The 25,251-nt window shown below is 68.2% G+C and carries 23 protein-coding genes; 15 read left to right on the top strand and 8 right to left on the bottom strand.

What is annotated here, in order from left to right; genetic code table 11:
- The 7 genes from CVV72_RS22055 to CVV72_RS22025 all read left to right on the top strand — a co-directional run bounded on the left by CVV72_RS22055 (position 1) and on the right by CVV72_RS22025 (position 9,680).
- Positions 1 to 897 (top strand): sugar phosphate isomerase/epimerase, encoded by an 897-nt coding sequence (locus tag CVV72_RS22055; RefSeq protein ID WP_219145612.1) that lies wholly within the window; start codon positions 1 to 3, stop codon positions 895 to 897.
- A 14-nt stretch (positions 898 to 911) separates the two neighbouring features.
- Positions 912 to 1,925, top strand: coding sequence for a multicopper oxidase domain-containing protein (locus CVV72_RS22050; RefSeq protein ID WP_219145611.1), 1,014 nt, complete (start codon positions 912 to 914; stop codon positions 1,923 to 1,925).
- A gap of 20 nt (positions 1,926 to 1,945) precedes the next feature.
- A complete protein-coding gene (locus tag CVV72_RS22045; protein WP_219145610.1) occupies positions 1,946 to 5,911 on the top strand; it encodes a ThuA domain-containing protein in 3,966 nt (1,321 codons plus the stop codon).
- 70 nt (positions 5,912 to 5,981) lie between these two features.
- The gene (locus CVV72_RS22040; protein WP_219145609.1) at positions 5,982 to 7,874 is read left to right on the top strand and encodes a copper-binding protein; all 1,893 of its coding nucleotides are present in this window, start codon (positions 5,982 to 5,984) and stop codon (positions 7,872 to 7,874) included.
- A gap of 72 nt (positions 7,875 to 7,946) precedes the next feature.
- Positions 7,947 to 8,810: a sigma-70 family RNA polymerase sigma factor gene (locus tag CVV72_RS22035; RefSeq protein WP_219145608.1), complete on the top strand. Its 864-nt coding sequence runs from the start codon at positions 7,947 to 7,949 to the stop codon at positions 8,808 to 8,810.
- 28 nt (positions 8,811 to 8,838) lie between these two features.
- The gene (locus CVV72_RS22030; RefSeq protein WP_219145607.1) at positions 8,839 to 9,315 is read left to right on the top strand and encodes a carboxymuconolactone decarboxylase family protein; all 477 of its coding nucleotides are present in this window, start codon (positions 8,839 to 8,841) and stop codon (positions 9,313 to 9,315) included.
- On the top strand, positions 9,315 to 9,680 hold the full coding sequence (locus CVV72_RS22025) for a DoxX family protein (RefSeq protein ID WP_219145606.1): 366 nt from the start codon (positions 9,315 to 9,317) through the stop codon (positions 9,678 to 9,680). The genes CVV72_RS22030 and CVV72_RS22025 overlap by 1 nt, the downstream gene beginning before the upstream one ends.
- A gap of 63 nt (positions 9,681 to 9,743) precedes the next feature.
- Here CVV72_RS22025 and CVV72_RS22020 read toward each other — a convergent pair whose 3' ends face one another.
- The 3 genes from CVV72_RS22020 to CVV72_RS22010 all read right to left on the bottom strand — a co-directional run bounded on the left by CVV72_RS22020 (position 9,744) and on the right by CVV72_RS22010 (position 12,163).
- On the bottom strand, positions 9,744 to 11,489 hold the full coding sequence (locus tag CVV72_RS22020) for a BCCT family transporter (protein WP_219145605.1): 1,746 nt from the start codon (positions 11,487 to 11,489) through the stop codon (positions 9,744 to 9,746).
- Positions 11,490 to 11,757: 268 nt separating this feature from the next.
- Positions 11,758 to 11,940 carry a hypothetical protein gene (locus tag CVV72_RS22015; protein ID WP_219145604.1) on the bottom strand — a complete coding sequence of 61 codons (183 nt, stop codon included), beginning with the start codon at positions 11,938 to 11,940 and terminating at the stop codon, positions 11,758 to 11,760.
- A 79-nt stretch (positions 11,941 to 12,019) separates the two neighbouring features.
- On the bottom strand, positions 12,020 to 12,163 hold the full coding sequence (locus CVV72_RS22010) for a hypothetical protein (RefSeq protein WP_219145603.1): 144 nt from the start codon (positions 12,161 to 12,163) through the stop codon (positions 12,020 to 12,022).
- Between the two features lie 86 nt (positions 12,164 to 12,249).
- On the opposite strand from CVV72_RS22010, the gene CVV72_RS22005 reads away from it, so the two are divergent.
- The gene (locus CVV72_RS22005; RefSeq protein ID WP_219145602.1) at positions 12,250 to 13,206 is read left to right on the top strand and encodes a GlxA family transcriptional regulator; all 957 of its coding nucleotides are present in this window, start codon (positions 12,250 to 12,252) and stop codon (positions 13,204 to 13,206) included.
- Between the two features lie 30 nt (positions 13,207 to 13,236).
- Here CVV72_RS22005 and CVV72_RS22000 read toward each other — a convergent pair whose 3' ends face one another.
- Together CVV72_RS22000 and CVV72_RS21995 are read right to left on the bottom strand one after the other, a co-directional pair.
- On the bottom strand, positions 13,237 to 13,425 hold the full coding sequence (locus tag CVV72_RS22000) for a hypothetical protein (protein ID WP_034313661.1): 189 nt from the start codon (positions 13,423 to 13,425) through the stop codon (positions 13,237 to 13,239).
- Positions 13,426 to 13,510: 85 nt separating this feature from the next.
- Positions 13,511 to 14,413: a LysR family transcriptional regulator gene (locus tag CVV72_RS21995; protein ID WP_219145601.1), complete on the bottom strand. Its 903-nt coding sequence runs from the start codon at positions 14,411 to 14,413 to the stop codon at positions 13,511 to 13,513.
- A gap of 120 nt (positions 14,414 to 14,533) precedes the next feature.
- Here CVV72_RS21995 and CVV72_RS21990 point away from each other — a divergent pair, with 120 nt between their 5' ends.
- The 3 genes from CVV72_RS21990 to CVV72_RS21980 all read left to right on the top strand — a co-directional run bounded on the left by CVV72_RS21990 (position 14,534) and on the right by CVV72_RS21980 (position 17,089).
- Complete coding sequence (locus tag CVV72_RS21990) at positions 14,534 to 15,232, top strand: type 1 glutamine amidotransferase domain-containing protein (RefSeq protein ID WP_219145600.1); 699 nt, start codon at positions 14,534 to 14,536, stop codon at positions 15,230 to 15,232.
- An 80-nt stretch (positions 15,233 to 15,312) separates the two neighbouring features.
- Positions 15,313 to 15,873, top strand: coding sequence for a TetR/AcrR family transcriptional regulator (locus CVV72_RS21985; protein WP_219145599.1), 561 nt, complete (start codon positions 15,313 to 15,315; stop codon positions 15,871 to 15,873).
- Between the two features lie 19 nt (positions 15,874 to 15,892).
- Positions 15,893 to 17,089, top strand: coding sequence for an FAD-dependent monooxygenase (locus CVV72_RS21980; RefSeq protein ID WP_219145598.1), 1,197 nt, complete (start codon positions 15,893 to 15,895; stop codon positions 17,087 to 17,089).
- A gap of 212 nt (positions 17,090 to 17,301) precedes the next feature.
- Here CVV72_RS21980 and CVV72_RS21975 read toward each other — a convergent pair whose 3' ends face one another.
- From CVV72_RS21975 to CVV72_RS21965, 3 genes are all read right to left on the bottom strand, one after another.
- Positions 17,302 to 18,558: an HNH endonuclease signature motif containing protein gene (locus CVV72_RS21975; protein ID WP_219145597.1), complete on the bottom strand. Its 1,257-nt coding sequence runs from the start codon at positions 18,556 to 18,558 to the stop codon at positions 17,302 to 17,304.
- Between the two features lie 183 nt (positions 18,559 to 18,741).
- A complete protein-coding gene (locus tag CVV72_RS21970; protein WP_219145596.1) occupies positions 18,742 to 19,491 on the bottom strand; it encodes an SDR family NAD(P)-dependent oxidoreductase in 750 nt (249 codons plus the stop codon).
- A complete protein-coding gene (locus CVV72_RS21965) occupies positions 19,479 to 20,648 on the bottom strand; it encodes a glycosyltransferase 87 family protein (protein ID WP_219145595.1) in 1,170 nt (389 codons plus the stop codon). The genes CVV72_RS21970 and CVV72_RS21965 overlap by 13 nt, the downstream gene beginning before the upstream one ends.
- A 135-nt stretch (positions 20,649 to 20,783) precedes the next feature.
- Here CVV72_RS21965 and CVV72_RS21960 point away from each other — a divergent pair, with 135 nt between their 5' ends.
- From CVV72_RS21960 to CVV72_RS21945, 4 genes are all read left to right on the top strand, one after another.
- The gene (locus CVV72_RS21960) at positions 20,784 to 21,689 is read left to right on the top strand and encodes an AraC family transcriptional regulator (protein ID WP_219145594.1); all 906 of its coding nucleotides are present in this window, start codon (positions 20,784 to 20,786) and stop codon (positions 21,687 to 21,689) included.
- A 78-nt stretch (positions 21,690 to 21,767) separates the two neighbouring features.
- The gene (locus CVV72_RS21955; RefSeq protein WP_219145593.1) at positions 21,768 to 22,610 is read left to right on the top strand and encodes a carbohydrate-binding protein; all 843 of its coding nucleotides are present in this window, start codon (positions 21,768 to 21,770) and stop codon (positions 22,608 to 22,610) included.
- A gap of 193 nt (positions 22,611 to 22,803) precedes the next feature.
- Complete coding sequence (locus CVV72_RS21950; RefSeq protein ID WP_255632211.1) at positions 22,804 to 24,147, top strand: erythromycin esterase family protein; 1,344 nt, start codon at positions 22,804 to 22,806, stop codon at positions 24,145 to 24,147.
- A 121-nt stretch (positions 24,148 to 24,268) separates the two neighbouring features.
- Entirely contained in the window at positions 24,269 to 25,231 is a 963-nt protein-coding gene (locus tag CVV72_RS21945; protein WP_219145592.1) for a sporulation protein, read from the top strand.
- The last annotated feature ends 20 nt before the right edge of the window (positions 25,232 to 25,251 follow it).

Below are 25,251 nucleotides of genomic sequence, written 5' to 3'. Positions count from 1 at the left end.
ATGTGCGGTGAAGAAGCTGAGCGGTTCCACTCTCGACGATCACTCCTGCGAGGGGCCGCGACGGCGGCGGTCGCGGTGGGCGCGGCGGTAACCCTGCCGGGCCTCGCCAACGCCACCACCGCGGCCACCGAGGCGGAGACCCAGGGACACGGCCACCACGGCCGGGGCCGGGTCCCGGTGGACAAGATCAGCATCCAGCTTTACTCCCTGCGCACCGCGCTGCAGGCCGATCTGCCGGGAACCCTGTCCGCGCTGGCGGACATCGGCTACCGGAAGGTCGAGCTGGCGGGCACCTACGGCCGTACGGCGCAGGAGTTCCGCGGGCTGCTGGACAAGAACCACATCAAGGCGACGTCCACGCACGTCGGCATCGACGGTGACCTCGACAAGACCATCGCGGACGCGAAGATCCTCGGGAACACCCGCGCCAACGTGCCGTGGGCGAACTTCGACACCATCGACGGCTGGAAACAGTTCGCCGGCCGGATGGACACGGCGGCACGGAAGTTCCGCCAGGCCGGTATCCCACTCGGCTACCACAACCACGCGCACGAGTTCGCGCCCATCGGCGGCGTGCGCCCGTACGACGTGCTCACCAGGAACACGAACCCGCGTTACGTGCACCTGGAGATCGACCTGTTCTGGGCGGTGGAAGGCGGGATGGACCCGGTTTCCCTGTACCGGCGGCACTGTCCGCGCGTGGTGCAGTACCACGTCAAGGACCGGACCGCGGCGGGCGAGATGGTCGACCCCGGCAAGGGCGTCATCGACTTCCCACGCATCTTCCGCCACACCCGTCCCCACCTCGCCGAATACATCGTCGAGCACGACAACCCCACGGATCCCCTGAGCACCGCCCAGACCGGATTCACCTATCTCCGCAACGTCCGCTTCTAACCGGGGAATCCACAATGGACAAGCAGAAACGCGGGCTGTCCCGCAGATCGATGCTCGCGGGCACCGCGGCCGGGGTCATCGCCCCGGTCGTGGTGTCGGCCAGCGCGGGCTCGGCGCCGGCCGCCGCGGCCGGGATGACCCGCAACATCACCATCTACGCCGACTACGTTCCCGGTTCGACCCGGGTCGGCTACGGGCTGGAGCCCGGCAAGCCGACGATCCCCGGGCCGCTCCTGGAGTGCTACGAGGGTGACACGCTGGTGATCGAGCTGGTCAACAACACCGACAAGCGGCTGTCGATTCATCCGCACGGCGTCAACTACGACACCAAATCCGACGGTTCGCCGTTCAACGATTCCTTCAACAAGCCCTACGAGACCAAGACCTACACCTGGAAGACCCGCACGGCCTACCAGGCGGCCAACGGTTTCTGGATGCCCGGCAGCGCGGGGTACTGGCATTACCACGACCACGCGTTCGACGGCGACCACGGCACCATCGGCCTGCTGAAAGGCCTCTACGGTGGCCTGATCGTGCGTAAACGCGGCGATCTGCTGCCCAGCAAGCAGTTCACCGTCGTGTTCACCGAGATGTGGATCAACCACCAGATCGCCCCGAACACGCCGATCTTCGAGGCGAACCTCGGCGAACGCGTCGAATTCATCTGCATCGGGCACGGCAACCTGATGCACACCTTCCACCTGCACGCGCACCGCTGGGCGGACACCCGCACCGGCATGCTCACCAGCGCGACCGACAACGCCCCGATCGTCGACAACAAGACCCTGGACCCCGGCAACTCCTTCGGGTTCCAGGTGATCGCCGGTGACGGCGTCGGGCCGGGCGCGTGGATGTACCACTGCCACGTCCAGCAGCACTCGGACGACGGCATGTCCGGGGTGTTCCTGGTCCGCAACGCCGACGGCGGGATGCCCGCGGGCGCCCAGGAGGCGATCGACCGCTTCAAGGGACACCACCACCCGACGTCCACTCCGGACGCCACCGGCGCTTCGGCCCACCACCACTAGACTTCGAAAGGAGCGAGAACTTGAGACGAGTATTTTCGCAACGTCGGCTCCGCAGACGTTCGCTGGCCGCGCTGGCGGTCGGCGCCGTCGTCACCTCCGGGCTTCCGCTGGCCATCGCACCGGTGACCGCCGAAGCCGCGACGAACGTCCCGGTCAATGTCCTGGTCTTCCACGGCACCGCCGCGGACCAGAAGGACCCCGTCTTGCGCGCCACGGACGCGATCGCAAGCCTGGGCCAGGCGAACGGGATCTCCGTTTCGTCCTCTTCGGACCCCGCGGTGTTCACGCAGGCGAACCTCGCGAAGTACCGCGGCGTCGTTTTTCTTTCCGCGCAGGGCATCACGCTCAACCGCGACCAGGAAACCTCGCTGCAGAACTACATGAAGGCGGGCGGCGGCTTCCTCGGCCTGTCCGACGCCGCGCGGGCGCAGGACGGCTCGCAGTGGTTCTCCGGGCTGATCGGCGCCCGTCCGGTGGGGGCGCGTCCCACGCCGGAGGCGGTCGCCTCGGTCACCGCGAGCGCGGAGAACGCGCCCAACGAGACCAAGGAAAAGCTCGCCGACAACAACGAGAACACGAAGTGGCTGGCCTTCCAGCCGACCGGCTGGGTCGCCTACAAGATGGCCGCCCCGGTCGCGGTCAGCAGCTACGACCTCGTGTCGGCGAACGACTTCCCCGGACGTGACCCCAAGAGCTGGACCCTGCAGGGCTCCAACGACGGGACCACGTGGACCGATCTGGACACCCGCACCAACGAGACGTTCGCCGACCGGTTCGTGAGCCGCAAGTTCACCTTCGCCAACACCACGGCGTACGCGAACTACCGGCTGAACATCACCGCCAACGCGGGTGAACCGCTCATCCAGCTGGCCGATTGGAAGCTGTACAAGGACAACTCGACCACCCCGCCGCCGCCGGAGGCCCCGCCGGCCGAAGCCACGGTCGACGTCCTCGACAAGGCGAACCCGGCCACCGCGGGCCTGCCGCAGAAGTGGGTCCGCACCGACCGGTGGCTCAACTGGGAGGTCAACCCGGTGGGCACCGTGCACACGGTCGCGCAGGTCGAGGAGTCGACCTACAAGCCGGGTGTCGGCGCGAACGGCGCCTTCCACCCGATCTCGTGGTGCCGTGACTACGACGGCGGCCGCTCCTTCTACACCGGCATGGGCCGGACCGAGGCGAGCTACGGCGAAGCCCAGTTCCGCAGCCACATCCTCGGCGCGCTGAAGTGGACCACCGGCATGGTGCGCGGTGACTGCAAGGCGGGTATCGCGGCCAACTACAAGGTCGAACGCCTGACCGGGATCAACCAGCCCGGCCAGCTGGACCAGATGGGCGAGCCGCACGGGCTCACCATCGCGCCGAACGGCCGCGTCTTCTACATCGGCCGCGCCGCCTGCGCCGGCAACACGGTGCCCGCGCCGAACGACTGGACCAACCCCGAGATCGGCGCCGGCTGCGGCACGATCCACCAGTGGGACCCGGTCACCAAGAAGCCGAAGCTGCTCACCACGCTGAAGGTGATGGGCAACCGCGGCAGCGGCGACGAACTGGTCAAGAACGAGGAAGGCCTCCTCGGTCTCGTGCTGGACCCGAAGTTCAGCGAGAACGGCTTCATGTACGCCTACTGGATGCCGCACGCGTCGGTCGACATCGACAAGCGGATCGGCAAGCGCACGGTCTCGCGGTTCACCTACGACCTGAAGAACCAGACGCTGGACCAGGCGACCCGCAAGGACCTGCTGTCGTGGGACGTCCAGGTCCACAGCTGCTGCCACGCCGGCGGCGGCATGGACTTCGACAAGGACGGGAACCTCTACATCGGTTCCGGTGACAGCAACTCGTCGCAGGGCTCCAACGGGTACTCCGGCAACAACTGGACCCAGGACTACAAGGGCGTCTCGTTCCAGGACGCGCGCCGCACCGCCGGTAACACCAACGACCTCAACGGCAAGATCCTGCGGATCCACCCGGAGCCGGACGGTACCTACACCAACCCGGCGGGCAACCTGTTCCCCGAGGCCAACGACCCCGGGAACAAGACCAGGCCCGAGATCTACGTGATGGGCGTGCGGAACATCTCGCGTCTGCAAGTCGACAAGAAGACCAACTGGCTGACCGCCGCGTGGGTCGGCCCGGACGCGTCCTCGCCGAGCCCGGAACTCGGCCCGGCCAAGTACGAGACCGCCACGGTCATCACCGAGGCGGGTAACCACGGCTGGCCCTACTGCATGGGCAACAAGCAGCCCTACCGCGACCGCAGCAGCACCGACGCCGCGGTCCTCACCGGCTGGTACGACTGCGACAACCCGGTCAACACCTCGCCGCGCAACACCGGCCTGGTGAACCTGCCGCCGATCAAGAAGAACATGATCTGGTACGCGCCGGACGGCGGCGGGCCGGTGTTCCCCAACCGCCCCAACAGCTCCGTCCCGACGTACAACGCGGCCGAGGCCACCTACACGCAGCCCTACCTCAAGGGCGGCGGCCAGGCGGTCATGACCGGACCGACGTACCACCGCGAACTGGTCAACACCACCAGCGGCGTCGCTTGGCCCGCCTACTGGAACGACAAGTGGTTCATCGGTGACCAGAGCAACGGGCAGAACCGGATCGCGGTCACCCTCGACCCGAACGGCGTCGCGAAGCAGGATCCGCCGGTGTTCGCCGAGACCGTGCGGCAGATCATCCCGACCGGTGGTGGCGACACCAAGCTGAACCAGTGGATGGACGCCAAGTTCGGGCCGGACGGCGCGCTGTACGCGCTCGACTACGGCGGCGGCTTCTTCACCCTGACCAACAACCAGAAGCTGCTGAAGATCAGCTACATCGGCGGCGAGGCCACCCCGTCCGCGGCGGCGGCGTCGACCATGGTGCAGAACAAGCCGCTCACCGCGGCCTTCACCGGGTCGAAGTCCGGCGGCGTCTCCTACAAGTGGGAGTTCGGCGACGGCACGATCTCGACCCAGCCCGACCCGCGGCACACCTACCCGCGCACCGGGCTGTACACCGCCAAGCTGACCGTGACCTACGCGAACGGCGAGACGGTGACCACGCGGAACTCGGTGAGCGTCGGCTGTCTCGTGGCGGATTCCAGTGCCACGGTGACCATCGGCGACACCGACACCGGGGTGACCAACCGCAACGCCGGTGGCGGCTGCACGGTCGACGACATGATCGACGACGAGAGCACGTGGACCTCCCACGCCGGTTTCGTCAACCACGTCACCCAGGCCGTGGACCGGCTGGGCGACCTCGGCGTGCTGAACGCGGCCGAGTCGGACAAGATCAACGCCGCGGCCGCCGCGTCGCCCATCGGCAACAAGGGCGTCACCGGCTACGACGCGATCTACGACGGCACGCCCGAATCGTTCCGCAACTGGTCGCAGGCGCCGTCCGGGCAGTTCGCCATCCAGCCGGACGGGTCACTGCGACCGTCGGGCGGGCTGGGGATGCTGTGGTACTCGGCACGGCAGTTCGGCAACTTCTCGGTGAAGCTGCAGTTCAAGGACATCGCGCCGAACGGCAGCGCCAACAGCGGGGTGTTCGTCCGGTTCCCGGATCCGCGCACGCCGCTGGAGCAGCGTCCGCCGGGCAGCTGTGGCACGGTCGGCTCGGCCAGGACGTCGCAGGCCTGGGTCGCGATCTACTGCGGCCACGAGGTGCAGTTGTACGACGGCGCCACCGGTGAGCCGCAGAAGACCGGGTCGATCTACAACTTCGACCCGCGGCCGCTGGACCAGGCGGGTGTGAAGCCGAAGGGGACCTGGAACGAGTACGAGGTCAAGGTCGTCGGGCAGAAGTACACGATCATCCGCAACGGTGTGGTGATCAACGAGTTCGAGAACGCGCCGGGGATCAACTCGTCGCGGGCGGGCGACCCGTCCACCGACTTCCGGCAGTTCGTCAGCGGGTTCATCGGTCTGCAGAACCACGGTGACAACGACCTGATGGAGTTCCGCAACATCCGGGTGCGGCAGCTGTAGCGCGAAAGCCGGCCGGGCGCGCGGATCCGCGCGCCCGGCCGGTCTCCCTTGTACGGAAGGTTTCCCTGCGATGTCCCCAAGAACCCTCGTCGTGGCCCTCGTGGCCGCGACGCTCGCACTGGCGGGCCTGGTGTTACCGGGCTCGTCCGCTCCCGCCTCCGCCGCCCCCGTCCAGACCCTGGAATGGACCGCGGGCGACAGCACCGACCATTACCTCAGCGCGCCGTCGACCGCGGTGGCCGGTGAGACCACGATCGTCTTCAAGAACACCGAAGAGCTCGGCTCGACGATGTCGCACACGCTGACGTTCGACACGTCGACCGCGGGCTACAACCACGACGTCAACCTCAACATCCTCGCCAACCCCTACGACGACAAGAACGGCGTGCACCAGGCCACGGTGACGCTGACCCCTGGCAAGTACCGGTACTACTGCACGATCCAGGGCCACACCAAGATGATGGGCGAGTTCGTCGTTACCGACGGCGGCGGCGCCGACACCACCCCGCCGACGGTGACCGCGAACGTCACCGGCACCAAGGACACCGCCGGGAACTACGTCGGTTCCGCGACGGTGAACCTGTCCGCTTCGGACAGCCAGTCCGGTGTGGACAAGGTCGAGTACCAGCTGGACGGCGGCGCCTGGACGGCTTACACGGCACCCGTGGCGGTCTCCGCCGCCGGTGCGCACATGGTCCACTACCGGGCGTCCGACAAGGCCGGAAACGTTTCGCCGGAAGGGATGTCGTCGTTCACCGTCGTCACGGGGCAGCCCGGCGACACGACACCGCCGACGGTGACTTCCGAGGTGACGGGCACCAAGGACACCGCGGGCAACTACCTCGACACCGCCACCGTCAAGCTCACCGCGACCGACACCGGATCCGGCGTCGACAAGGTCGAGTACAAAGTGGACGAAGGCGGGTGGACCGCGTACACCGCTCCGGTCGCGGTCTCCGCGCCGGGCATGCACATGGTCCACTACCGCGCTTCGGACAAGGCTGGCAACGTCTCGCCGGAGGGCATGGCGCACTTCACCATCGTCAGCAGTGACACCACCGCCCCGACGGTGACCTCCGAGGTGACCGGAACGAAGGACACCGCCGGGAACTACGTCGGCAAGGCGACCGTGACCCTCACGGCGACTGACACCGGTTCGGGTGTCGGCAAGGTCGAGTACCAGCTGGACGGCGGGCCGTGGCTGACCTACTCGGCGCCGCTCGCGCTCACCGTCGTCGGCGCGCACACCGTGAAGTACAAGGCGACCGACAAGGCGGGCAACGTCTCGACGGAAGGCACGGCGACGTTCACCATCGTCGAGGGCGACGACAGCACCGCGCCCGCCGTTTCGGTGGTGGTGAGCGGTGACCTGGACGGAAGCTGGTCGTACATCGAAGACGCGACCATCAACCTGACCGCGACGGACACCGGGTCCGGTGTGGACAAGATCGAGTACAAACTGGACGGTGGGGCCTGGACGGTCTACACCGCGCCGGTGAAGGTGACCACGCTGGGCACGCACACGCTGGCCTACCGCGCGTCGGACAAGGCGGGCAACGTCTCGGCGGAACAGGGCGGCGCGTTCACCATCGTCGCCGCGCCGCCGGGCCCGGACGCCTGCCCGGACTCCGACGTCCGCGACACCGTGATCCTCGGCGCGGCGGACAGCCAGGTCGAGAACCGCGACACCGGCAACGGCTGCACGATCAACGACGTGATCGACGACGAGTCGGACTACTCGTCGAACGAGCAGTTCGTGACCTACGTGCGGGCCGTGACGCAGGAACTTCTCGACGGCGAGGTCATCTCGTCCGACGAGCGGAACCTGATCGTCACGGCGGCGATCGACTCCGGTATCGGCGGCACGACCGCGGAGCCGGAGCCCGAGCCCGGTAAGAAGAAGCCGGAAACGAAGAACCCCGGCATGAAGAAGACCGTGAAGACGCCGATCCGGGACGTCTGAGCGAGGTCGGTTACCTTTCTCGCGTCGCGCTCGTCATGTCCATGACGGGTTCGGCGCGAGAAAGGTATCGACATGACGGGCGAAGCCCTGGCCAGCGCGTTCGAGGAGCAGCGCGGGCGTCTGGTGGCCGTGGCGCAGCGGATGCTCGGCTCGCGTGCGGACGCCGAGGACGCCGTCCAGGAGGCCTGGCTGCGGCTGGCCCGCCAGGACGCCGACACGATCGACAACCTCTCCGGCTGGCTGACCACCGTCGTCGGCCGCGTCTGCATCGACGTCCTGCGCTCCCGCAAGACCCGCCCCGAGGATTCCTACGACGAGCCGCCCGAGCTGCTGGTGCTGGAGGACTCGCCGGAAGAGGACGCGCTGCTCGCCGAATCCGTCGGGGTGGCGCTGGTCGTGGTGCTCGACACCCTCGGTCCGGCAGAGCGGCTGGCCTTCGTCCTGCACGATCTCTTCGGGGTCCCGTTCGCCGAGGTCGGCGAGATCCTCGGCAAATCCGCGGCCGCGGCCAAGATGCTCGCCAGCCGCGCTCGCCGGAAGGTGCAGGGGCGGCGCCCCGCCGACGAGCCTCGGCAGCACGCGGTGGTCGAGGCGTTCCTCGCTGCCGCGCGCGAAGGAGACTTCGAAGGATTGGTCGAGATGCTCGACCCGGACGTGACGTGGCGCTCGCAGAGCCGGCACGGCGAGGTCGTGCGGCTCGGTGCGGCCGAGGTGGCCACGCGGGTCCAACGCGGGGCGCGCGCCGTCGTCACCACTCGTCCCGCGCTGGTCAACGGCAAACCGGGGATCGTGTCGTGGAGCCGGACCGGCAAGCTGCTGGGCGTGATGTCCTGCACCGTCGTCGACGGCCGCATCGTCGAAATCGAGTCCGTGAGTGACCCGCGTCGCCTCGCGGCCATGGGTGTTACCTCTCGGGAGTCCTCCTCGTCGAAGTAAGTGAAGACCGACGAGAAGGAGAAAACCCATGCAGGCAAGGATCGATTACCTCAAGACCGCTCTCGCGCCGAAGCTGGTGAAGCATCTCGTTTCGGCCGCCAAAGTCGTCGACAGCAGTGAGCTTCCTTTGGCGACAAGGGAATTGGTGAACATCCGGGCCAGCCAGATCAACGGCTGCTCGGGCTGCCTCGACATGCACACCAAGGACGCGGCGCACGCGGGGGAGACCACGACCCGGCTGAACCTGGTCGCATGCTGGCGCGAGGCGACCGTCTTCACCGAGGCCGAACGCGCCGCGCTGGAACTCACCGAGCAGGGCTGCCGTCTCGCCGACGGCAGCGGCGTCACCGACGAGGCGTGGGCGGCCGCCGCCAAGCACTACGACGACGAGCAGCTCGTGGCGCTGGTGACCCAGATCGCCCTCATCAACGCCTTCAACCGGCTGAACGTCATCACCCGGCAGCCGGCGGGCGACTACACGCCTGGCCAGTACGCGGGGCACTGATGGACACCGCGCTGTGGGTCGTCGCCTGGCTGCTGGCCGTCATGTATCTCGTGTCCGGCGTCGGGAAACTGTTCCTGCGAAGGGAAAAGATCGCCGGGGTGGCGTCGGCCGCGGGCTGGGTACTCGATTTCAGCCCCGGCACCGTCAAGTTCATCGGGCTGGTCGAGATCCTGGGCGCGGCCGGCCTGATCCTCCCGGCCTTGCTGGACGTCGTGCCGGAACTCGTGCCGCTGGCCGCCCTCGGCCTGGCGCTGGTGATGGCGGGTGCCGTGGTCGTTCGCCTGCGTCGCCGCGAGCCGCTGGTCGCGCTACTGGATCTCGGCTACCTCGCGTTGTGCGCGTTCGTCGCCATCGGGCGCGCCTGAAGCGCGTGAAGGCCCCCTTCCCTCGGCTCAGCCGAGGGAAGGGGGCCTTCACGCGCGATCAGCTCAGGTGCGCTGCTTCGACCGTCCGAGGATGCGACGGCGGCCGTGGCCGTTCGTGCGTTCCTCGTGCAGTTCCTTCAGCGACAGCATCATCGCGTCTTCCTGCTTCATCAGCGGGTCGTTGCGCAGGTCCTTCCAGACCGACACGCACAACCCGACCATCACGAACACGAACGGCACCGCGATCAGGATCGTGAGGTTCTGCAGACCGGTCAGCGCCTTGTCCCCGCCGACGAGCAGCATCACCGCCGCGACGGCCCCCATCAGCACGCCCCAGAAGATCACGACGGTCTTCTTCGGATGCACGCTTCCGCGCTGGGACAGGGTGCCCATCACCACCGATGCCGCGTCCGCACCGGAGACGAAGAAGATGGACACCAGGATCATCACCAGGATCGCGATCGGGATGAACCACGGCAGGGTCTCGAGCAGTTCGAACGTCGCCGACTGGGCACTGCCCGCGCCCGCGATGTCCGTCCCCGCTCGCTGCCTGCTGATCGCCGCGCCACCGAAGATCGCGAACCAGATCAGGCTCACGACGCTCGGGATCGCGATGACACCGAAGATGAACTGGCGGATCGTGCGACCGCGCGAGATCCGCGCGATGAACATGCCGACGAAGGGCGTCCACGAGATCCACCACGCCCAGTAGAAGACCGTCCAGCCGCCGAGCCAGGTCTGCATCTCCTCGCCGCCGGTCATCCCGGTGCGGCCCGACATCTCCGCCAGTTCGCGGAAGTAGTCGCCGATGGCGCCCGGCACGATGTTCAGGATCAGCACGGTCGGCCCGACCACCAGCACGAACACCGCGAGCACCGCGGCGAGCACCATGTTGATGTTGGACAGCCACTGGATGCCCTTGGCCACACCGGAAACCGCCGAAGCGATGAACGCGATGGTGAGGATCGCGATGATCGCGACCAGCAGGCCCTTGCCGGGGTCGTCGATCCAGCCGACGGCACCCATGCCGCCGCCGACCTGGAGCGCGCCGAGACCGAGGGAAGCGGCGGAGCCGAACAGAGTGGCGAAGATCGCCATGATGTCGATCGCCTTGCCCAGCGGGCCTTCGGTGCGCCGCTTGCCGATCAGCGGCGCGAACACCGAGCTGATCAGCTGGGTGCGGCCCTTGCGGAAGGTGCTGTAGGCGATCGCGAGACCGACGACCGCGTAGATCGCCCAAGGGTGCACGGTCCAGTGGAACAGCGTCGTCGCCATCGCGGTGTGGACGGCTTCGTCGGAATTCGGGGCCGCGGTGCCCGGAGGCGGGCTCGCGAGGTGGGAGACCGGTTCGTACACCCCGAAGAACATCAGGCCGATGCCCATACCGGCGCTGAACATCATCGCGATCCACGAGGACGTCCGGAATTCGGGCAGTTCCTTGTCCCCGCCCAGCGGGATCCGGCCGTAGCGGCTTATGGCCAGACAGACCGCGAAGAGCACGAAACCGCTCGCGGTCAGCACGAAAGCCCAACCGCCGTAAGGGATCACGGCATCGTTCAACAGGGTCGACGCGACACTCGCCAGATTTTCCGGGGCCAGCACGCCCCAGACGATGATCGCGAGCGCGAGCACCGCCGCGACACCGAAAACGGTCCGGTCGGTCTCGGCGGGTCGTTCGGAGGCGAGGTCGAGGGGGACGTGCTCATCGGGCGGGTGGCCCGGGCCCGTCGTGTCCGGTGCGTGGGCAAGGTCGGTCGCGGTCTCCGCGACGACCTCTTCTTCCGCTTGTTTACCGTCCTGCGAACTCATGTTCAGTGACGCGCCGACTGCGGCGCGCGCTCCTTCCGCCCGATGTTAACCCGTTTGCACCACTGCACCCTAACCAGAAAACTGGTAACCGGCAGAAAATACGGGCGAAGTGGTTTAAAGCCGTGATTGCGGGCTTGACCTCGGCGGATGCGGGTCCGGTCGGGGGTCTCGGCGGGGAACGTGGCGCTCGTGACACGGGCGGTCCGGAGAACGGGCCGAGGTTCTCGCGGAGAGCCCTGGTGAACGGCGGTCTTTGGCGAGGGTTTCCTCACGGCCCTCGGACTTGACGCCCGTCACGGTCGAGCACGCGGAGGGACGGGCTCTGGGGGAAGTCGAGGCGGTCGACGACGAGCCGTCGCTGGTCGCAGGCGTGGATGATGCCGTTCTCTTCGGACAGGCCTTCGATCCGCGGCTCGCGGGCGCACCGCGGTGAGCCGGCCGGGATCCGCACCTGGAGCAGGAGGGTGCGGTCGTGCCCGTGGTCGTGACGGTCGAGGTCGCCTCGGGGAGTACGGCTTCGGCCTAGGGGCCTAGACCGTGGCGCCTCCTCTCCAGAAGGGTCGGCCGAGCGGGTCTCCGCCGGCGGTGTCCGGGCGGCCCTGGCGCGTGTGGTTGCGCTCCAGGAGGTAGCCGACGAGGGCGATCAGGGCGAGGGTGACGATGATTGCGGTCATGGCAGTAAGTTTGCGCCACCCGACATCCTGCCAGAAGTGGCAGTTCTGTCGTTGTGCGGCAAAATCCTGCCAGCTAGGCTGCGGCCATGCTGAAGAGCGTCGCCGTGGTGCTGCTGGACGATTTCGCCGCCTTCGAGTTCGGTGTCGTCTGCGAGGTGTTCGGCTACGACCGCACCGATGACGGAGTGCCACTGCTCGACTTCCGTGTATGCGGGGAGCGGGCGGGAGTACCGCTCAGCCTCGGTCACGGTGTCAAAGTGACGCCGGAACACGGTCTCGAAGCGACCGAGGACGCGGATCTCGTCGTCGTCTCCGCCTGCGACGTGCGCGACGAATATCCGCCCGCGGTGCTCGAAGCGCTCCGTGCGGCTTCGGAGCGTGGCGCGACGCTGCTTTCGGTCTGCACGGGCGCGTTCGTGCTGGGCGCCGCCGGCTTGCTCGACGGGCGGCGGTGCACGAACCACTGGCGCCACAGCGCGGCGTTCCGGAAACGGTTCCCGCGGGCCCAGCTGGATCCGGACGTCCTCTTCGTCGACGACGGCGACATCGTCACCAGCGCGGGCACGGCCGCCGGTATCGACGCCTGCCTGCATCTGGTCCGGCGTGAACTCGGCTCCGCGGCGGCCACCGCGATCGCGCGGCGCATGGTGGTGCCGCCGCAGCGGGAAGGCGGGCAGCGCCAGTTCGTCGAGGTGCCGATCCCGGAGTGCACCGGGGACAGCCTTCAGCCGGTGCTCACCTGGATGCTCGACACCATCGCCCACGAACATCCGGTCGCCGAACTCGCCCGCCGGGCCCGGATGTCCGAGCGCACCTTCGCGCGCAAGTTCGTCGCGGAGACGGGCACCACGCCACATCGATGGCTTTCGACGCAACGGGTTCTGCACGCGAGGTCGCTGCTGGAGGAGACGTCGATGAGCATCGACGAGGTCGCGCGCCGCTGCGGCTTCGGCTCGGGAGCCTTGCTACGGCACCATTTCCACAAGGTCGTCGGTGTTTCCCCGCAGGACTATCGCCGGACCTTCGCGCCGCAGCGAGTTTGACCGACGGCCTCGACGCTGACGGACCGGTCCCTAATCCTTCGGCGCCTTGGTGAACAGGCCGAGGGATTGAGCCAGCGCCGCCCCGCCAGCCAGGAACACGAGCGGCAGTGTCTTGGCCCAGAAAGCGCCGACGTCGAGCGAGATGAGCAACGCGAGCAGCCCGCCCGCCAAGGCGGCCAGAACGAGCATTCCCAGTGCGAGGCGGGGCTTCGAGACCATGTGACCTCCAAGAAACGGATTCGGAAGAGCCAGCCTCGCGACGATCCCGCTGCGGAAAGAGGTCATTTTTGCCGCAGCCGGGAATTCAGAGCGAACCCCAGGCGCGGGCGCGTTCCAGCAGCCTGTCGCGGATGAGGGTCACCACCGGCCGCGCCGTCCCAGCCCGGTGCGCGAGATAGATCGTGTTGAGTGGCGGCACCACCGGGGTGTGCACGGTCTCGACCGAGCCAGCATCGAGCGCGGCCGCGGCGATGTAGCGCGGCAGCACGCTCACCCCGGCGCCCGCGACGACGACGGCGAGGATCGCGCGGAGGTCGGGAACGACCATGGCGACCCGGTTCGGCGGCCGCCGCCCGAATTCGCTGCGCCAGTAGCGGCGGATGATCGGCAGATCGTCGGCGTACGCGATCAGCGGCAGGTGGGCCAGCGCGGGTACCGGGTCGGTCGCGAGCAGGGCGGGATCGACGCTCCGCGCGAGGGCGGGAGCGGCGACGAGGACGAATTCCTCGTCGATCAGCGGAATGGCGGTGATACCGCGACGGCGCGGGCGGACCGAGGAGATCACGAGGTCCAGGCGCGCGGCTTCGAGTGCGGACAGGAGTTCGTCGGCGAGCCCGAGGGTGACGGTGATGTGCAACCCGCGTTCGGTCAGCGGAGCCAGCGCGGGCAGGAACCGCCTGGCCATGCCGTCGCTCGCACCGCCCAGCGCCACCCGTTCGCGATACTGGACGTTGTCGTCGCCGGCCGTGAGCGCGCCCCGCAGTTCGTCGATGCGGGTGCCGATCCTGGCGGCGAGTTCGGCCGCGCGGGCGGTCGGTGCCGCGCCCTGCCGTGACCGGACGAACAGCTGCTCGCCGAGTTCCTCCTCGAGCTTGAGCAGCTGCCCGGTAACGGCGGGCTGACTCAAGCCGAGTTCCGCCGCGGCCGCGGAGAGCGAGCCCTGACGGTAGATGGACAGGAAGGTCGCCAGCCGATCCAAGTTGGGCATTCAAGTCACCTTCCATAAGAAATCTTATGGATAGTAACCGTCGGGAAGGAGTACGCGCGGCCATGACCTCGTTGAAGGCGGCAGTGGGGCACACGCCCCGGAACAACGAAAGGAACAGTCATGGCGCGGATCCTCATGATCGTCTCGGCCGCCGACCACGTGCGGCTCACCGACGGCACCGACCACCCGACCGGGTTCTGGGCCGAAGAGGTCGCCGCATCGCATCGGGTGCTCGCCGAGGCCGGTCACCAGGTGGAGATCGCGACCCCGGCAGGGCACCGGCCGACCGTCGATCCCATCAGCGTCGACGAGCGCGGCGGCGTCGACCCCGCCGAGGGGGCGAAGTTCGCGGAGTACCTCCAAGGGCTGGATCTTTCGGCGCCGCTCAAGCTTTCCGCCGTCTCAGCCGACGACTACGACGCCTTCTATCTGCCGGGCGGGCACGGTCCGATGACCGACCTGGTCGACGACGCCGACCTCGGCGCCCTGCTGAACGACGCCGACGCGCGTGGCAAGACCATCGCCGCGCTCTGCCACGGGCTCGCCGCCTTGCTCAGCGCGCGTGGCGAAGACGGGTCGTTCACCTTTGCCGGCCGCTCGATGACGTCGTTCAGCGACGAAGAGGAACGGCAGGGGGGCCTGGGCGACAAAACTCCGTTCTTCGTCGAGGCCCGGCTTCGGGAGCAGGGCGCGATCGTCACTCCGGCGGCCGCCTGGTCGAGCGAGGTCGTCGTCGACGGAAACCTCGTCACCGGCCAGAACCCGCAGTCCAGCGTCGCGACCGCGGAGCGTGTGCTGGAGCTCCTGAAGACGGCGTGAGCAGGGCTGTTGCGCCGTGGCTGCATCCGGGCATACGATCAGGGCAGTCGTACAGGACGAATGCCCTAGGAGATGAACCGGTGGCAGGCTCCCCGGCCGCGGCGCGCGGCCAGCTCGTTCGGCGGCGGTTGCTCGAAGCGGCCGTCGCGCTCGTGCCCGAGCTCGGCTGGTCCGCGGTCAGCACCCGGATCCTGGCCGAACGCGCGGGCGTCACGCCGAGCGTCGTGCACTACCACTTCCCTTCGCTGCAGGCGTTGATGATCGAGGCCGTGCTGGGGGCGATGCGCGAGGTCGCGCTCGCGTTCGAGCCGGCACTGGAATCCGTCGAAACGCCGGCGGACGCCGTGGACGCGCTGCTGGCGTCGGTCGGCGGCTATTCCGGCACCGACCCGATGTCGTTGCTGTTCGCCGAGGCCTACCTCGCCGCTACCCGCGATGACACCCTGCGCCAAGGCATCCGCGAGCTGCTCGCCGACCTGCGCACCCGGCTGGGCGGCTGGCTGGCGCGGCATGGGGTGGCCGACGCCGACGACACAGCCGCGGTCCTTCTCGCGGCGGTGGACGGGCTTCTGCTGCATCGGGCGCTCGGGCCGGATTCGGGCGATGTCTCTCCTGCCGTCCTGCGCAGGCTCGTCGACTGAACCGAAAGGGAGGACCCCCATGAAGGTGGCGATCTGCGGCGCCGGGATCACCGGGCTCGCACTGGCGCACCGGCTCGCGACGCTGGACGTCGAGGTCGTGGTGCTGGAGCGGGCGTCGGGGCCGCGCGAGCAGGGCTACATGATCGACTTCTTCGGCCCCGGTTTCGACGCCGTCGAGGAGATGGGCCTGTTGCCTCAGGTCGAAGATGTGGCGTACCGGGTGGACGAGGCGAGTTTGCTGGACGAGCACGGTCGCCGACGGGCGGCCATCGACTACGTCCGGTTCGCCAAATCGGTGCAGGGAAGGCTGTGCAGCATCATGCGCCCCGATCTGGAAGGTGTCCTGCGCACCGGTCTGCCGTCCACAGTGGACGTCCGGTTCGGTGCCGGGGTCACGGGAGTCGAGGATCTCGGCGACCGGGTGCTGGTCACTACGGCGGACGGCGAGACACTCGAAGCCGATCTGCTGATCGGGGCCGACGGGATCCATTCGACCGTGCGGCGGCTGGTCTTCGGTGAAGAGAGCCGGTTCTTGCGTCATCTCGGGTTTCATACGGCGGCCTTCGTTTTCGAGGACGAGGAGATTCGTGCGCAGGTGGGGGAGCGGTTCTGCCTGACCGACACGATCGGGATGCAGATGGGTTTCTACGGTCTTCGCGACGGCAAGCTCGCGGCGTTCGCCGTGCACCGTACGACGGATCCAGCCCTGCCGGATGACGCGCGAGCAGCCCTTCGCACGACCTACGGTTCACTGGGCTGGGCGGTACCCCGAGCGCTCGCTCTGTGTCCGCCTTCCGGCGAGGTGTACTACGACCAGGTCGCGCAGATCGAGATGCCGTCATGGAGCCGCGGCCGGGTCGTGCTTGTCGGCGATTCCTGTTATGCCGTCTCCCTTCTCGCCGGACAAGGTGCCTCGCTGGGGATCGCGGGCGCGTTCGTGCTGGCCGAACAGCTCACTCGGTCGTCCTCGGTCGAGACCGCGCTCGCCGAGTACGAGCGACTGGTCCGCCCGGTGGTGACCGAAAAGCAGCAGGTGGCCCGCCGCGGCGCGCGATGGTTCCTGCCAGCCAACCGTTTCCTGCTCCAGGCGCGCCGTCTTTTTCTTCACGTGGCCCGCCTTCCCGGCCTCGAACGGCCGCTCGCGGCCGCTGTCACGGGCAAGTCGACGGCGCTGGTGACGAATCTGAGGCACGGAGCCGAGATCCGGAGCCGGTGATCTCACGGCGCGTCTTATGCTGCGCCGGTTTTGGGAGGCGGGGTTCCGGCGGGTCTGGATGGAGGCGGTTACGAGGGTTGTGGCCTGCTGGTCTCCGGTGCGGTCGGGCCGATGAGATGGAGCCCCGTGGTCCGACGTCGAAGCCGCGCCGGCCGATGTCGCGGACCGGCGTCTCCGGGGCGACTTGGTTTCGGAGGATTCACGGGTGCGGTCTATGTTCTGAGGTGCATGGTGTTGCGTCTCGGTGTGCCGGTGGGGTCGAGGTAGGCGGGCGGGGTGAAGTCGGGGAGTCCGTCTTGGGCTATTTGGACTTTCCATTCGCTGTGGTGGATCAACCGGTGGTGTTTGGTGCAGAGCAGCACGAGGTTGTCGATCTTTGTTTCGCCGTGGTGTCGCCAGAAAACGATGTGGTGGGCGGTGCAGCGGGGGACGGGCATGTCGCAGCCGGGGAATGCGCAGCCCCCGTCGCGGAGGGTGAGTGCGTATTTTTGGGCGAGGGACACGGTGCGTTTGGACCGGCCGATGTCGAGGGGTTCTCCGGCGGTGCCGAGAACACCGGGGCGCACCCGGGCATCACACGCGAGGATCCTCGCGTCAGTGGCGCTGATCGGGCCTACCAAATCCAGGTGTGCTTCGCCGATGTCGCGGATGAGGTCGTCGTAGGACATGGTGACAAGGATGTGGGTGGCTTCGCCTGCTTGGCCGGGGAGGTTGCGGCTGGTGGTTTTCAGGCGGACGTAGTCGGTGAAGGCGTCTCCGTAGCGTTCGTCTTGGGTGCGGGAGTCGCGGATGCCGTCGATGGCTTTGTGGGGTTTGGCCAGGGGGTCGAGGTCGGATTTGAGGCGGGCGTAGGTTTCGAGGTCGAGTCTGGCTTTGAGGCCGAGGGTGCCGTCGCGGTGGGTGACGAACCGTAGTTCGGGTCGGGTGTCTTTGGGGTCGTCGTTGCGGGGTTCTTTCCCGTCGGGGTCGAGTTTGTCCAGCAGGCGGCGTCCGGCGCGGGCGATCTGCCGGGGCCCCGCGCGGCGGGCGAGGTCGACGAGGATTTTCTCTCCGGTGCGCACCTCCTCCTCGGGGACCGTGGATGGGATCCGGGCGAGAGTCTTGATGATGGCGTCGATCTGCGATCCGCCGATCGCGCCCTCCGCCGCGGCTTCAGCCGTCAATGGCGCCAGGGGCGGCTCGGGGTCTCCGCCGATGGACGGGCCGGGATGCAAAGCCAGGACCCGGTCTGCGCGTGCACTGGCTTCCTTGTCGGTCACGAGGAAGTCCTCGAAGATCAGTGCCGCCAAGGTCGAATGACCGCTGCACCCACGAATCCCGCGGGAATTGATTTCCGCGAGGATCGCGTTCTGTTCCGCATCCGCCCGGCGCTTCACAATCTCGAGTTCTTGTTTACGGGCATGCAGCGTCGCGGTATCGACGCGCCACCACTCGGTGGACGTCCTCTGGAGCGTATCGTCGCTGGACACAAGATCAACGCTACGCCGAGTCGAACACCCGTGCTATAGCATATTCAGACTAATGGTGGTTTCAACTGGTGAGTGCATCGCCTCTGGTCCGGCAACACTTTGCGGAACGCTTTGACAGGTTCGAGCTATCCCACTGTCTACCGAAGAGGATTGACGGGTGAACACCCTTCCGCGGATCCGTGATCACCAAGTGGGATGCGCGGAGACGCCTCCGTCCACGGTCAGGTTGTGCCCGGTGATCCACGCCGCGAGCGGCGAAGCGAGGAACAGGCAGGCGTTCGCGACGTCGCCGGGGGTGCCGAGCCTGCCGAGGGGTGCGGCCTGTTTCCACCGGCGGACGCCGTCCGGCCAGGTTTCGCCGAGGCCTGGGCGGTCGATCAAGCCGGGAGAGACGGCGTTGACGCGCAGGCCTCGCGGCCCGTATTCGAGCGCGGCGGCGCGGGCGTGCATGACCAGGGCGGCCTTCGCGCTGCTGTAGTGCGCGTGTCCTGGCGCGGGATTGGCCGCTTCGATCGAGGCGATGTGGATGACGCTGCCGCCGTCCATCACCTCGGCGGCGGCCTGGGTGCAGGAGAACGCGCTGGTGAGGTTCGCGTCGAGGACGGCGCGCCAGCTCTCCGCCGACATACCCGGCAAGGGTTCCATCGGCTGCACGCCGGCGTTGTTGACCACCGTGTCCAGCCGCCCGGTCCATGCCGCGGCGGCGGCCACGAGACGCCGGCATTCGCCGTCGTCGGTGAGGTCGGCGGAGAACGTCTTGGCGGTGCCGCCCGCGTTCCGGATCCGCTCGACGGCGGCGAGCGCGGAGGCTTCGTCGCGGTGGTAGTGGACGGCGACGGCGCTGCCCGCTTCGGCGAAGCGCAGGGCGATGCCGTGGCCGATGCCGCCGCTGGCCCCGGTGACGAGGGTCGTGGTGCCGCTCAGGTCGAGCATCGAGGTCCTTTCCGCAGCGCGAGGACGGCCGCGACGACGAGGAAGACCAGGCCTGCGAAGACGTAGCAGTTCCCCAGCCATTGCTGGGTGGTCGTCCAGGTCTGGCCTGGCCGGTCGAAGGCGGGGAAGTACCGGAACGGCGCCGCGACGAAGATCAAGACGCCTGCCCCGGTGACGGCGAGCCAAGCCGCCGCCCGGCGTCTGAGTGCCACGTAGGCGGCAGTGGTGAACAGCGCCGGAGCGATCCAGACCCAGTGGTGCGACCACGACGTCGGCGAAATGAGCAGGGCGAACGTCGCGTTCAGCAGCAGCGCCGGTACCACCGCCGAGCGGTACATGGTCAGGGCCACCAGAATCAGCAGGACGCCGGTGAGGACGATCCACAGCGGCTTCGCGGCGCCCTCGACGCCGAATCGCGCCAGCACGGCCTGCAGGGTCTGATTGGTGTGGAACGAGGTGCCGCTGATGCCGGACGCCCCGGCGAGTCCGCCGAACCAATAACGCGCGGAAGCCTCCGGGGCGACCGCGAACGCGACGGCGGAGGCGGCCACGAACGTGCCCGACGCGGTCAGCGCGCCGCGGAAGTCCTTGCGTACCAGGAAGAACAACAGGAACGCCATGGGCGTCAGCTTGATCGCGGCCGCGAGACCGACACCGATGCCCCGGTAGCGGCCCCGGGCCAGCAGGCAGTCGGCCGCGACGAGACCCATCAGCAGCAGGTTGATCTGGCCGAAGCCGAGCGTCTGGCGGACCGGTTCGAGGAAGAGGGCCGGCGTGATCGCCAGCGACGCGACGAGCAGCGCCTTCCGCCGGTCCCCGGACGGCCACAGCGTGCGGACGATCCCGTAGAAGGTGATTCCCAGCGCGGCCAGGCTGAGCGCGAACAGCAGCAGCACCGCGCCGTTCCAGGGCACCAGAGCCAGCGGGGTGAGTACCAGCGCGGCGAACGGCGGATAGATGAACAGCAGGGGGATGCCCGCGTCGGAAAGCGGCAGCGCGCCGTAGAGGTCGCCGCCGTTCCACAGGGTGTCGACGCCGAAGCGGTAGATCTCGAGGTCGCTGTGGGAAGCGCCCGTCGTCGCCCAGGCCACGGCGCACGCCAGCACCAGCGCGGCGACCGGCCACCAGGCCCGACCGCGCGACTGGGTGGGAGACATCGCGTGGTGACCCTTCGGACGTGCGTCGATGATCCCGACTGTACCCCGGCGGCGACAAGCGACTTCCGTCGGCAGTCAGCGCACCCGGTATTGGTCTAGACTTTTTATCCCCAGTGTGGTGAAAGGGACCGGTCCATGCGCGGAACGACGGTGTTGCCGAGGACGCCTTGCCTCGAACCGAAGGCGGGGGAATTGCCACTGCATCGGCTGGAGGTCCGTGCGCCGGACGCCCTGCCGTTCACGGTCGGCACATTCGACACGATCGGGCCGATGTCGCGGGCGGCGTTCCCGCATCGGCACACCTTCTACGAAATAGTCCATGTCACCGGCGGTACCGGCGACCACATCATCGATTTCACCCGATGGGAATTGGGGCCGCCACAACTCGCGGTCATAACACCGGGGCAGGTGCATCATTGGGATGCCCGCGATCTCAGCGGATTCGTCGTGTTGTTCACCGACGATTTCCTGCTCGAACATCCGTCGGATCGCGAAACCCTGCGCAGGCTCAGCCAGCAGCCGTGGCGGCTCGACGAACGTGCGGCCGAGGAGACGGCGCGGCTGGTCGCCGAACTCGACGAGGAATTCCGTTGCGGCGGCCAGGGTACCGATTCGGTGCTGCGGGCACTGATGCACGTGCTGATCGTGCGGGCCGGCCGTCTCCCGGGATTGGCGGAGCCGCGTCCACCCGCCAGGGCGCAGGCGGTGGGCACGGAATTCGCCCGGCTGCTCGGCCGGCCCGATCTGGGGCTCTGGTCCGTGGGCGCGCTCGCGGAGCGAATCGGGGTCACGCCGGGATACCTCACCGACGCGGTGAAAACGGCGACCGGCCGGACGGCGGCGCAACTGATGCGCGAGGCGAGGACAAGGGAGGCGAAACGATTCCTGCGCGGCACGGATCTCACCGTGCGGCAGGTCGCCAGCCGGGTCGGATTCGCGGATCCCGCGTATTTCTGCCGGTTCTTCCGGCGGGAAACGGGGTTGAGCCCCGGCGATTATCGCAGGATCGGTGACGCGCCCCCGGAGATTCACCACGACTGACCAGTTCAGTCCATCGTCCGCCGCTGATCTTCTCCATACCGTCGAGGGTGATTCCCGAAGCCCCCACGAGGAGCAGGTATGGACGAAGAAAGCAAGCTCAGCCGGAAGACCGTGCTGAAGGCCGCGATCGCCGCGGGTGTGGCGGCTCCGGTCGCGTTGATCGGCGGTCCCGCCCTCGCGCGCACCACCGTCGCGAACGGCCAGGCACCCGAGCTGACCCCCGCCTGTGACGACGGTGACGACCCGACCCCGCCGCAGACCGAAGGTCCTTACTTCAAGCCGAATTCCCCGCAGCGGACGTCGCTCGTCACGCCGAACACGCAGGGGACGAGGCTCACCGTCTCCGGCTACGTCTTCGGTCTCGGGTGCCTTCCGATCGCGCGGGCGCTGCTGGACTTCTGGCAGGCGGACGTCAACGGCGCCTACGACAACGTGGGGTACACCTTCCGCGGTCACCAGTTCACCAACGACCAGGGCGCGTTCTCGCTGAGCACGATCGTGCCCGGCCTGTATCCCGGCCGTACGCGGCACATCCACGTCAAGGTCCAGGCGCCCGGCAGGCCGGTGCTGACCACGCAGCTCTACTTCCCCAACGAGCCGCGCAACAACACCGACTCGATCTTCGACCCGCGGCTGCTGATGACCGTGCGCGACCAGGCTCCCGGCAAACAGGCCGCGTTCGACTTCGTGCTGAACGTGCCGCAGACGCCGACGTCGACCACCCGGCCGACCAGTACGACGCCGACGACGTCGACTTCGACCTCCAACCCGCCCGGCGGGACGACCTGGGCGGCGGGAACCGGCTATTCCGCGGGCGCCCGGGTCACCTACAGCGGTCGCGGTTACGTGTGCTTGCAGGCGCACACGGCCCAGCCCGGCTGGGAGCCGCCGTCCACACCCGCGTTGTGGCGCGCGGAGTGACGGACAGCCGCTGCGGAGGGAGATAAACGCGGGTGGACTCCCGCCGCCGGGTCCCACACCCCGTCGGCGGGGTCCACCCGCTTCCTCTTGGGGTGGGGTTTTCCTCACCCCAAGTAGGAGCTTTGCTTCAGTGCGCCGCCCCCGTTCCGTCGACGATGATCGATTTCGACAGCGGAACGAAGGGACGAACGACATGGCAGGGCAGCGAAAAGGCCGGGGTCTGCTGGCGGTCGCGGCGGTGGTGACGGGAGCGGTTCTCGCTCCCTTGGCGATCCCGGCGGCGGCGGGTGCGGCGGAGACGACCGCGACCTGGCGGGACCCGGTGGTGCGCTCGCTGGATCGGGCGGCGTATCCGCTGCGGTCCACCGAACCCGGCCGAAACACCGCCGATCTGCGGGCACTGGGCAGGATGATCGGCGACGCGAAGGTGGTCGGTTTCGGCGAGGCCACGCACGGCTCCCACGAGTTCTTCACCATGAAGGAGCGAGTGTTCCGCTATCTCGTCGAAGAGAAGGGGTTCCGGGCGTTCGCGCTGGAGGCGAGCTGGTCGGCGGGTATGGAGATCGACGAGTGGGTCCAGACCGGCCGGGGTGACATCCGCGAGATCCTGAAGCGGACGGTGGCCGGTTCCCCGTGGGACCGCGAGGAGTTCATCAGCCTGTTCCAGTGGATGCGCGACCACAATCGCGCCCACCCCGACCGCACCGTGCACTTCGTCGGCGACGACCTCGGCGGGCCCTCGATCGACGACGCGTTCTTCGCCAGGATCACCGACTCCGTGCGGCAGCATCATCCGGCGGCGCTGCCCCGGCTGAACCGGCTCTACACCGGCCTGCGCCCGATCGACGACCATCTGGTCTACCTCCGCAAACCGCTCGACGAGCGGAAGCGGCTCGCCACCCAGGCAGAGCAGGCCTTCGAGCTGATCAAGGGGCTCACCGGCGCGGACGACCTCGACTGGACAGCTCAGCACGCCCGGTTCGTCGCGCAGACCGCCCGCTTCCTCACCGTCGACCTCGCGGACCTGACGACGCTGCCCCCTCTGCAGATCCTGCGGGACAAGGCGATGGCGCAGAACGTCGCCTGGTGGGAGCGGCGGACCGGGCACAAGGTCCTGCTTTCCGCACACAACACCCACGTCGCCCACATCTCCGACAACCCGGCGATGTATCCGAAGACGCAGGGCGCCTTCCTGCGCGAGATGCTGGGCCGCGACTACCTGCCGATCGGATTCAGCTTCGACCGGGGTTCCTTCCTCGCGACGGACAAGGCGATCGGCGGGGCGTGGAAGTCGTTCTCCGTCCCGGCCGCGTCACCCGGGTCGAACGAGGGCACTCTCGACAAGGTCCGGTACGAGGACTTTTACTTCGACCTTCGCACCGCGCCGCCCGTCGGCCGCGCCTGGCTCGACGTCGCCCGGTCCACCCGCACTATCGGCACTCAGTTCCCGGTCGACCCCGTCGACCTCTCGCTGGGGAAGGCCTACGACGTCGTCATCCACCTGCACGACGTCCGCCAGGCGGATCTGCGAAGGTAGTGACGTCGCGCCCGTTTAGGGGGTTTTAACCCGTTTTACCTGGCGTGCCGCGACGGATCTCGGTAGTAGTCGAAGTGTTCCGGTACCCCCTTGTTCCAGTACCCAGCGGAGGAAATCCCTGATGTTCAAACGGATGCTCAGCGCCTTCGGGGTCGGCGGCCCGTCCGTCGACACCGTGCTCGACTCACCGCACGCCGTTCCCGGCGAGGTGATCACCGGCCAGGTCCGAATCCAGGGCGGTTCGAGCGACGCCCAGATCGAGGAGATCCTGCTTTCGCTGGTCACCAGGGTCGAGGTGGAGCACGGCGACCACGAGCGCGCCGGGACCGCGGAGTTCCTTCGGGTCAGCGCGGGCCGCAAGGTGAAGGTGACGGCGGGACAGCTGACCACCGTGCCGTTCCGGATCGCGCTGCCGTGGGAGACGCCGATCAGCGCGGTCGGCGGACGTGAACTGCCGGGCGTGGTCGTCGGCGTGCGGACCGAGCTCGTCATCGCCGGCGCGCCGGACAAGGGCGACCTCGACCCGGTGCTGGTCGGGCCGCTGGACTCGCAGGACCGGGTGCTGGAGGCGTTCGGCGAGCTGGGCTTCTCGTTCCGCAGCGCCGACGTCGAAGCCGGGCGGCTGCACGGCGTCCGGCAGGAACTCGGGTTCTTCCAGGAGATCGAGTTCTTCCCGCCGTCGCGCTACGCGGGCCGCGTCAGCCAGGTGGAGCTGACCTTCGTCGCGAGCCCGGACGACCTCGTGGTGATCCTGGAGGCCGATCGGCGCGGTGGCATGTTCCGCTCCGGCGGCGATTCCTTCGGCCGCTTCCACGTTTCGCACGAGGAGGCCCTGCGCACCGACTGGGCGGCGGCCATCGACGGCTGGCTGGCCAAGGTCGCCGAGTCCGGTGGCGGGCACGCCATGTTCGGCGGGCACCAGGAGCACTACGGCCACGATTACGACCACCACGGTCATCACGGCAGGCGTGGTCCCGGGATGGGCGGCGTGGTCGCCGGTGCCGCGGCGGGCGTGGTCGGCGGCATGATCCTCGGCGAGGTCATGGAGGACGCCTTCGGCGGCGACGAAGGTTTCGAGGAGTGATCCGGCTCCTGGGCACACCG

Source organism: Amycolatopsis sp. TNS106 (assembly GCF_019330265.1).
Lineage (GTDB): Bacteria > Actinomycetota > Actinomycetes > Mycobacteriales > Pseudonocardiaceae > Amycolatopsis > Amycolatopsis lurida.
The sequence above is the reverse complement of the archived record's forward strand: the minus strand, read 5'-3'. Positions and strand labels throughout refer to the sequence as shown.

Excerpts from the sequence above, each read along its gene's own strand:
- CVV72_RS21990 (WP_219145600.1), top strand. The coding sequence starts at position 14,534 with ATGGCGCGGATCCTCATGATCGTCTCGGCCGCCGACCACGTGCGGCTC.
- CVV72_RS21970 (WP_219145596.1), bottom strand. The coding sequence starts at position 19,491 with ATGCTCGACCTGAGCGGCACCACGACCCTCGTCACCGGGGCCAGCGGC.
- CVV72_RS22030 (WP_219145607.1), top strand. The coding sequence starts at position 8,839 with ATGCAGGCAAGGATCGATTACCTCAAGACCGCTCTCGCGCCGAAGCTG.
- CVV72_RS21960 (WP_219145594.1), top strand. The coding sequence starts at position 20,784 with ATGCGCGGAACGACGGTGTTGCCGAGGACGCCTTGCCTCGAACCGAAG.
- CVV72_RS22050 (WP_219145611.1), top strand. The coding sequence starts at position 912 with ATGGACAAGCAGAAACGCGGGCTGTCCCGCAGATCGATGCTCGCGGGC.
- CVV72_RS22040 (WP_219145609.1), top strand. The coding sequence starts at position 5,982 with ATGTCCCCAAGAACCCTCGTCGTGGCCCTCGTGGCCGCGACGCTCGCA.
- CVV72_RS21980 (WP_219145598.1), top strand. The coding sequence starts at position 15,893 with ATGAAGGTGGCGATCTGCGGCGCCGGGATCACCGGGCTCGCACTGGCG.
- CVV72_RS21950 (WP_255632211.1), top strand. The coding sequence starts at position 22,804 with ATGGCAGGGCAGCGAAAAGGCCGGGGTCTGCTGGCGGTCGCGGCGGTG.
- CVV72_RS22055 (WP_219145612.1), top strand. The coding sequence starts at position 1 with ATGTGCGGTGAAGAAGCTGAGCGGTTCCACTCTCGACGATCACTCCTG.
- CVV72_RS22020 (WP_219145605.1), bottom strand. The coding sequence starts at position 11,489 with ATGAGTTCGCAGGACGGTAAACAAGCGGAAGAAGAGGTCGTCGCGGAG.
- CVV72_RS22035 (WP_219145608.1), top strand. The coding sequence starts at position 7,947 with ATGACGGGCGAAGCCCTGGCCAGCGCGTTCGAGGAGCAGCGCGGGCGT.
- CVV72_RS22005 (WP_219145602.1), top strand. The coding sequence starts at position 12,250 with ATGCTGAAGAGCGTCGCCGTGGTGCTGCTGGACGATTTCGCCGCCTTC.
- CVV72_RS21955 (WP_219145593.1), top strand. The coding sequence starts at position 21,768 with ATGGACGAAGAAAGCAAGCTCAGCCGGAAGACCGTGCTGAAGGCCGCG.
- CVV72_RS22025 (WP_219145606.1), top strand. The coding sequence starts at position 9,315 with ATGGACACCGCGCTGTGGGTCGTCGCCTGGCTGCTGGCCGTCATGTAT.
- CVV72_RS22010 (WP_219145603.1), bottom strand. The coding sequence starts at position 12,163 with ATGACCGCAATCATCGTCACCCTCGCCCTGATCGCCCTCGTCGGCTAC.
- CVV72_RS21945 (WP_219145592.1), top strand. The coding sequence starts at position 24,269 with ATGTTCAAACGGATGCTCAGCGCCTTCGGGGTCGGCGGCCCGTCCGTC.
- CVV72_RS22000 (WP_034313661.1), bottom strand. The coding sequence starts at position 13,425 with ATGGTCTCGAAGCCCCGCCTCGCACTGGGAATGCTCGTTCTGGCCGCC.
- CVV72_RS21965 (WP_219145595.1), bottom strand. The coding sequence starts at position 20,648 with ATGTCTCCCACCCAGTCGCGCGGTCGGGCCTGGTGGCCGGTCGCCGCG.
- CVV72_RS21995 (WP_219145601.1), bottom strand. The coding sequence starts at position 14,413 with ATGCCCAACTTGGATCGGCTGGCGACCTTCCTGTCCATCTACCGTCAG.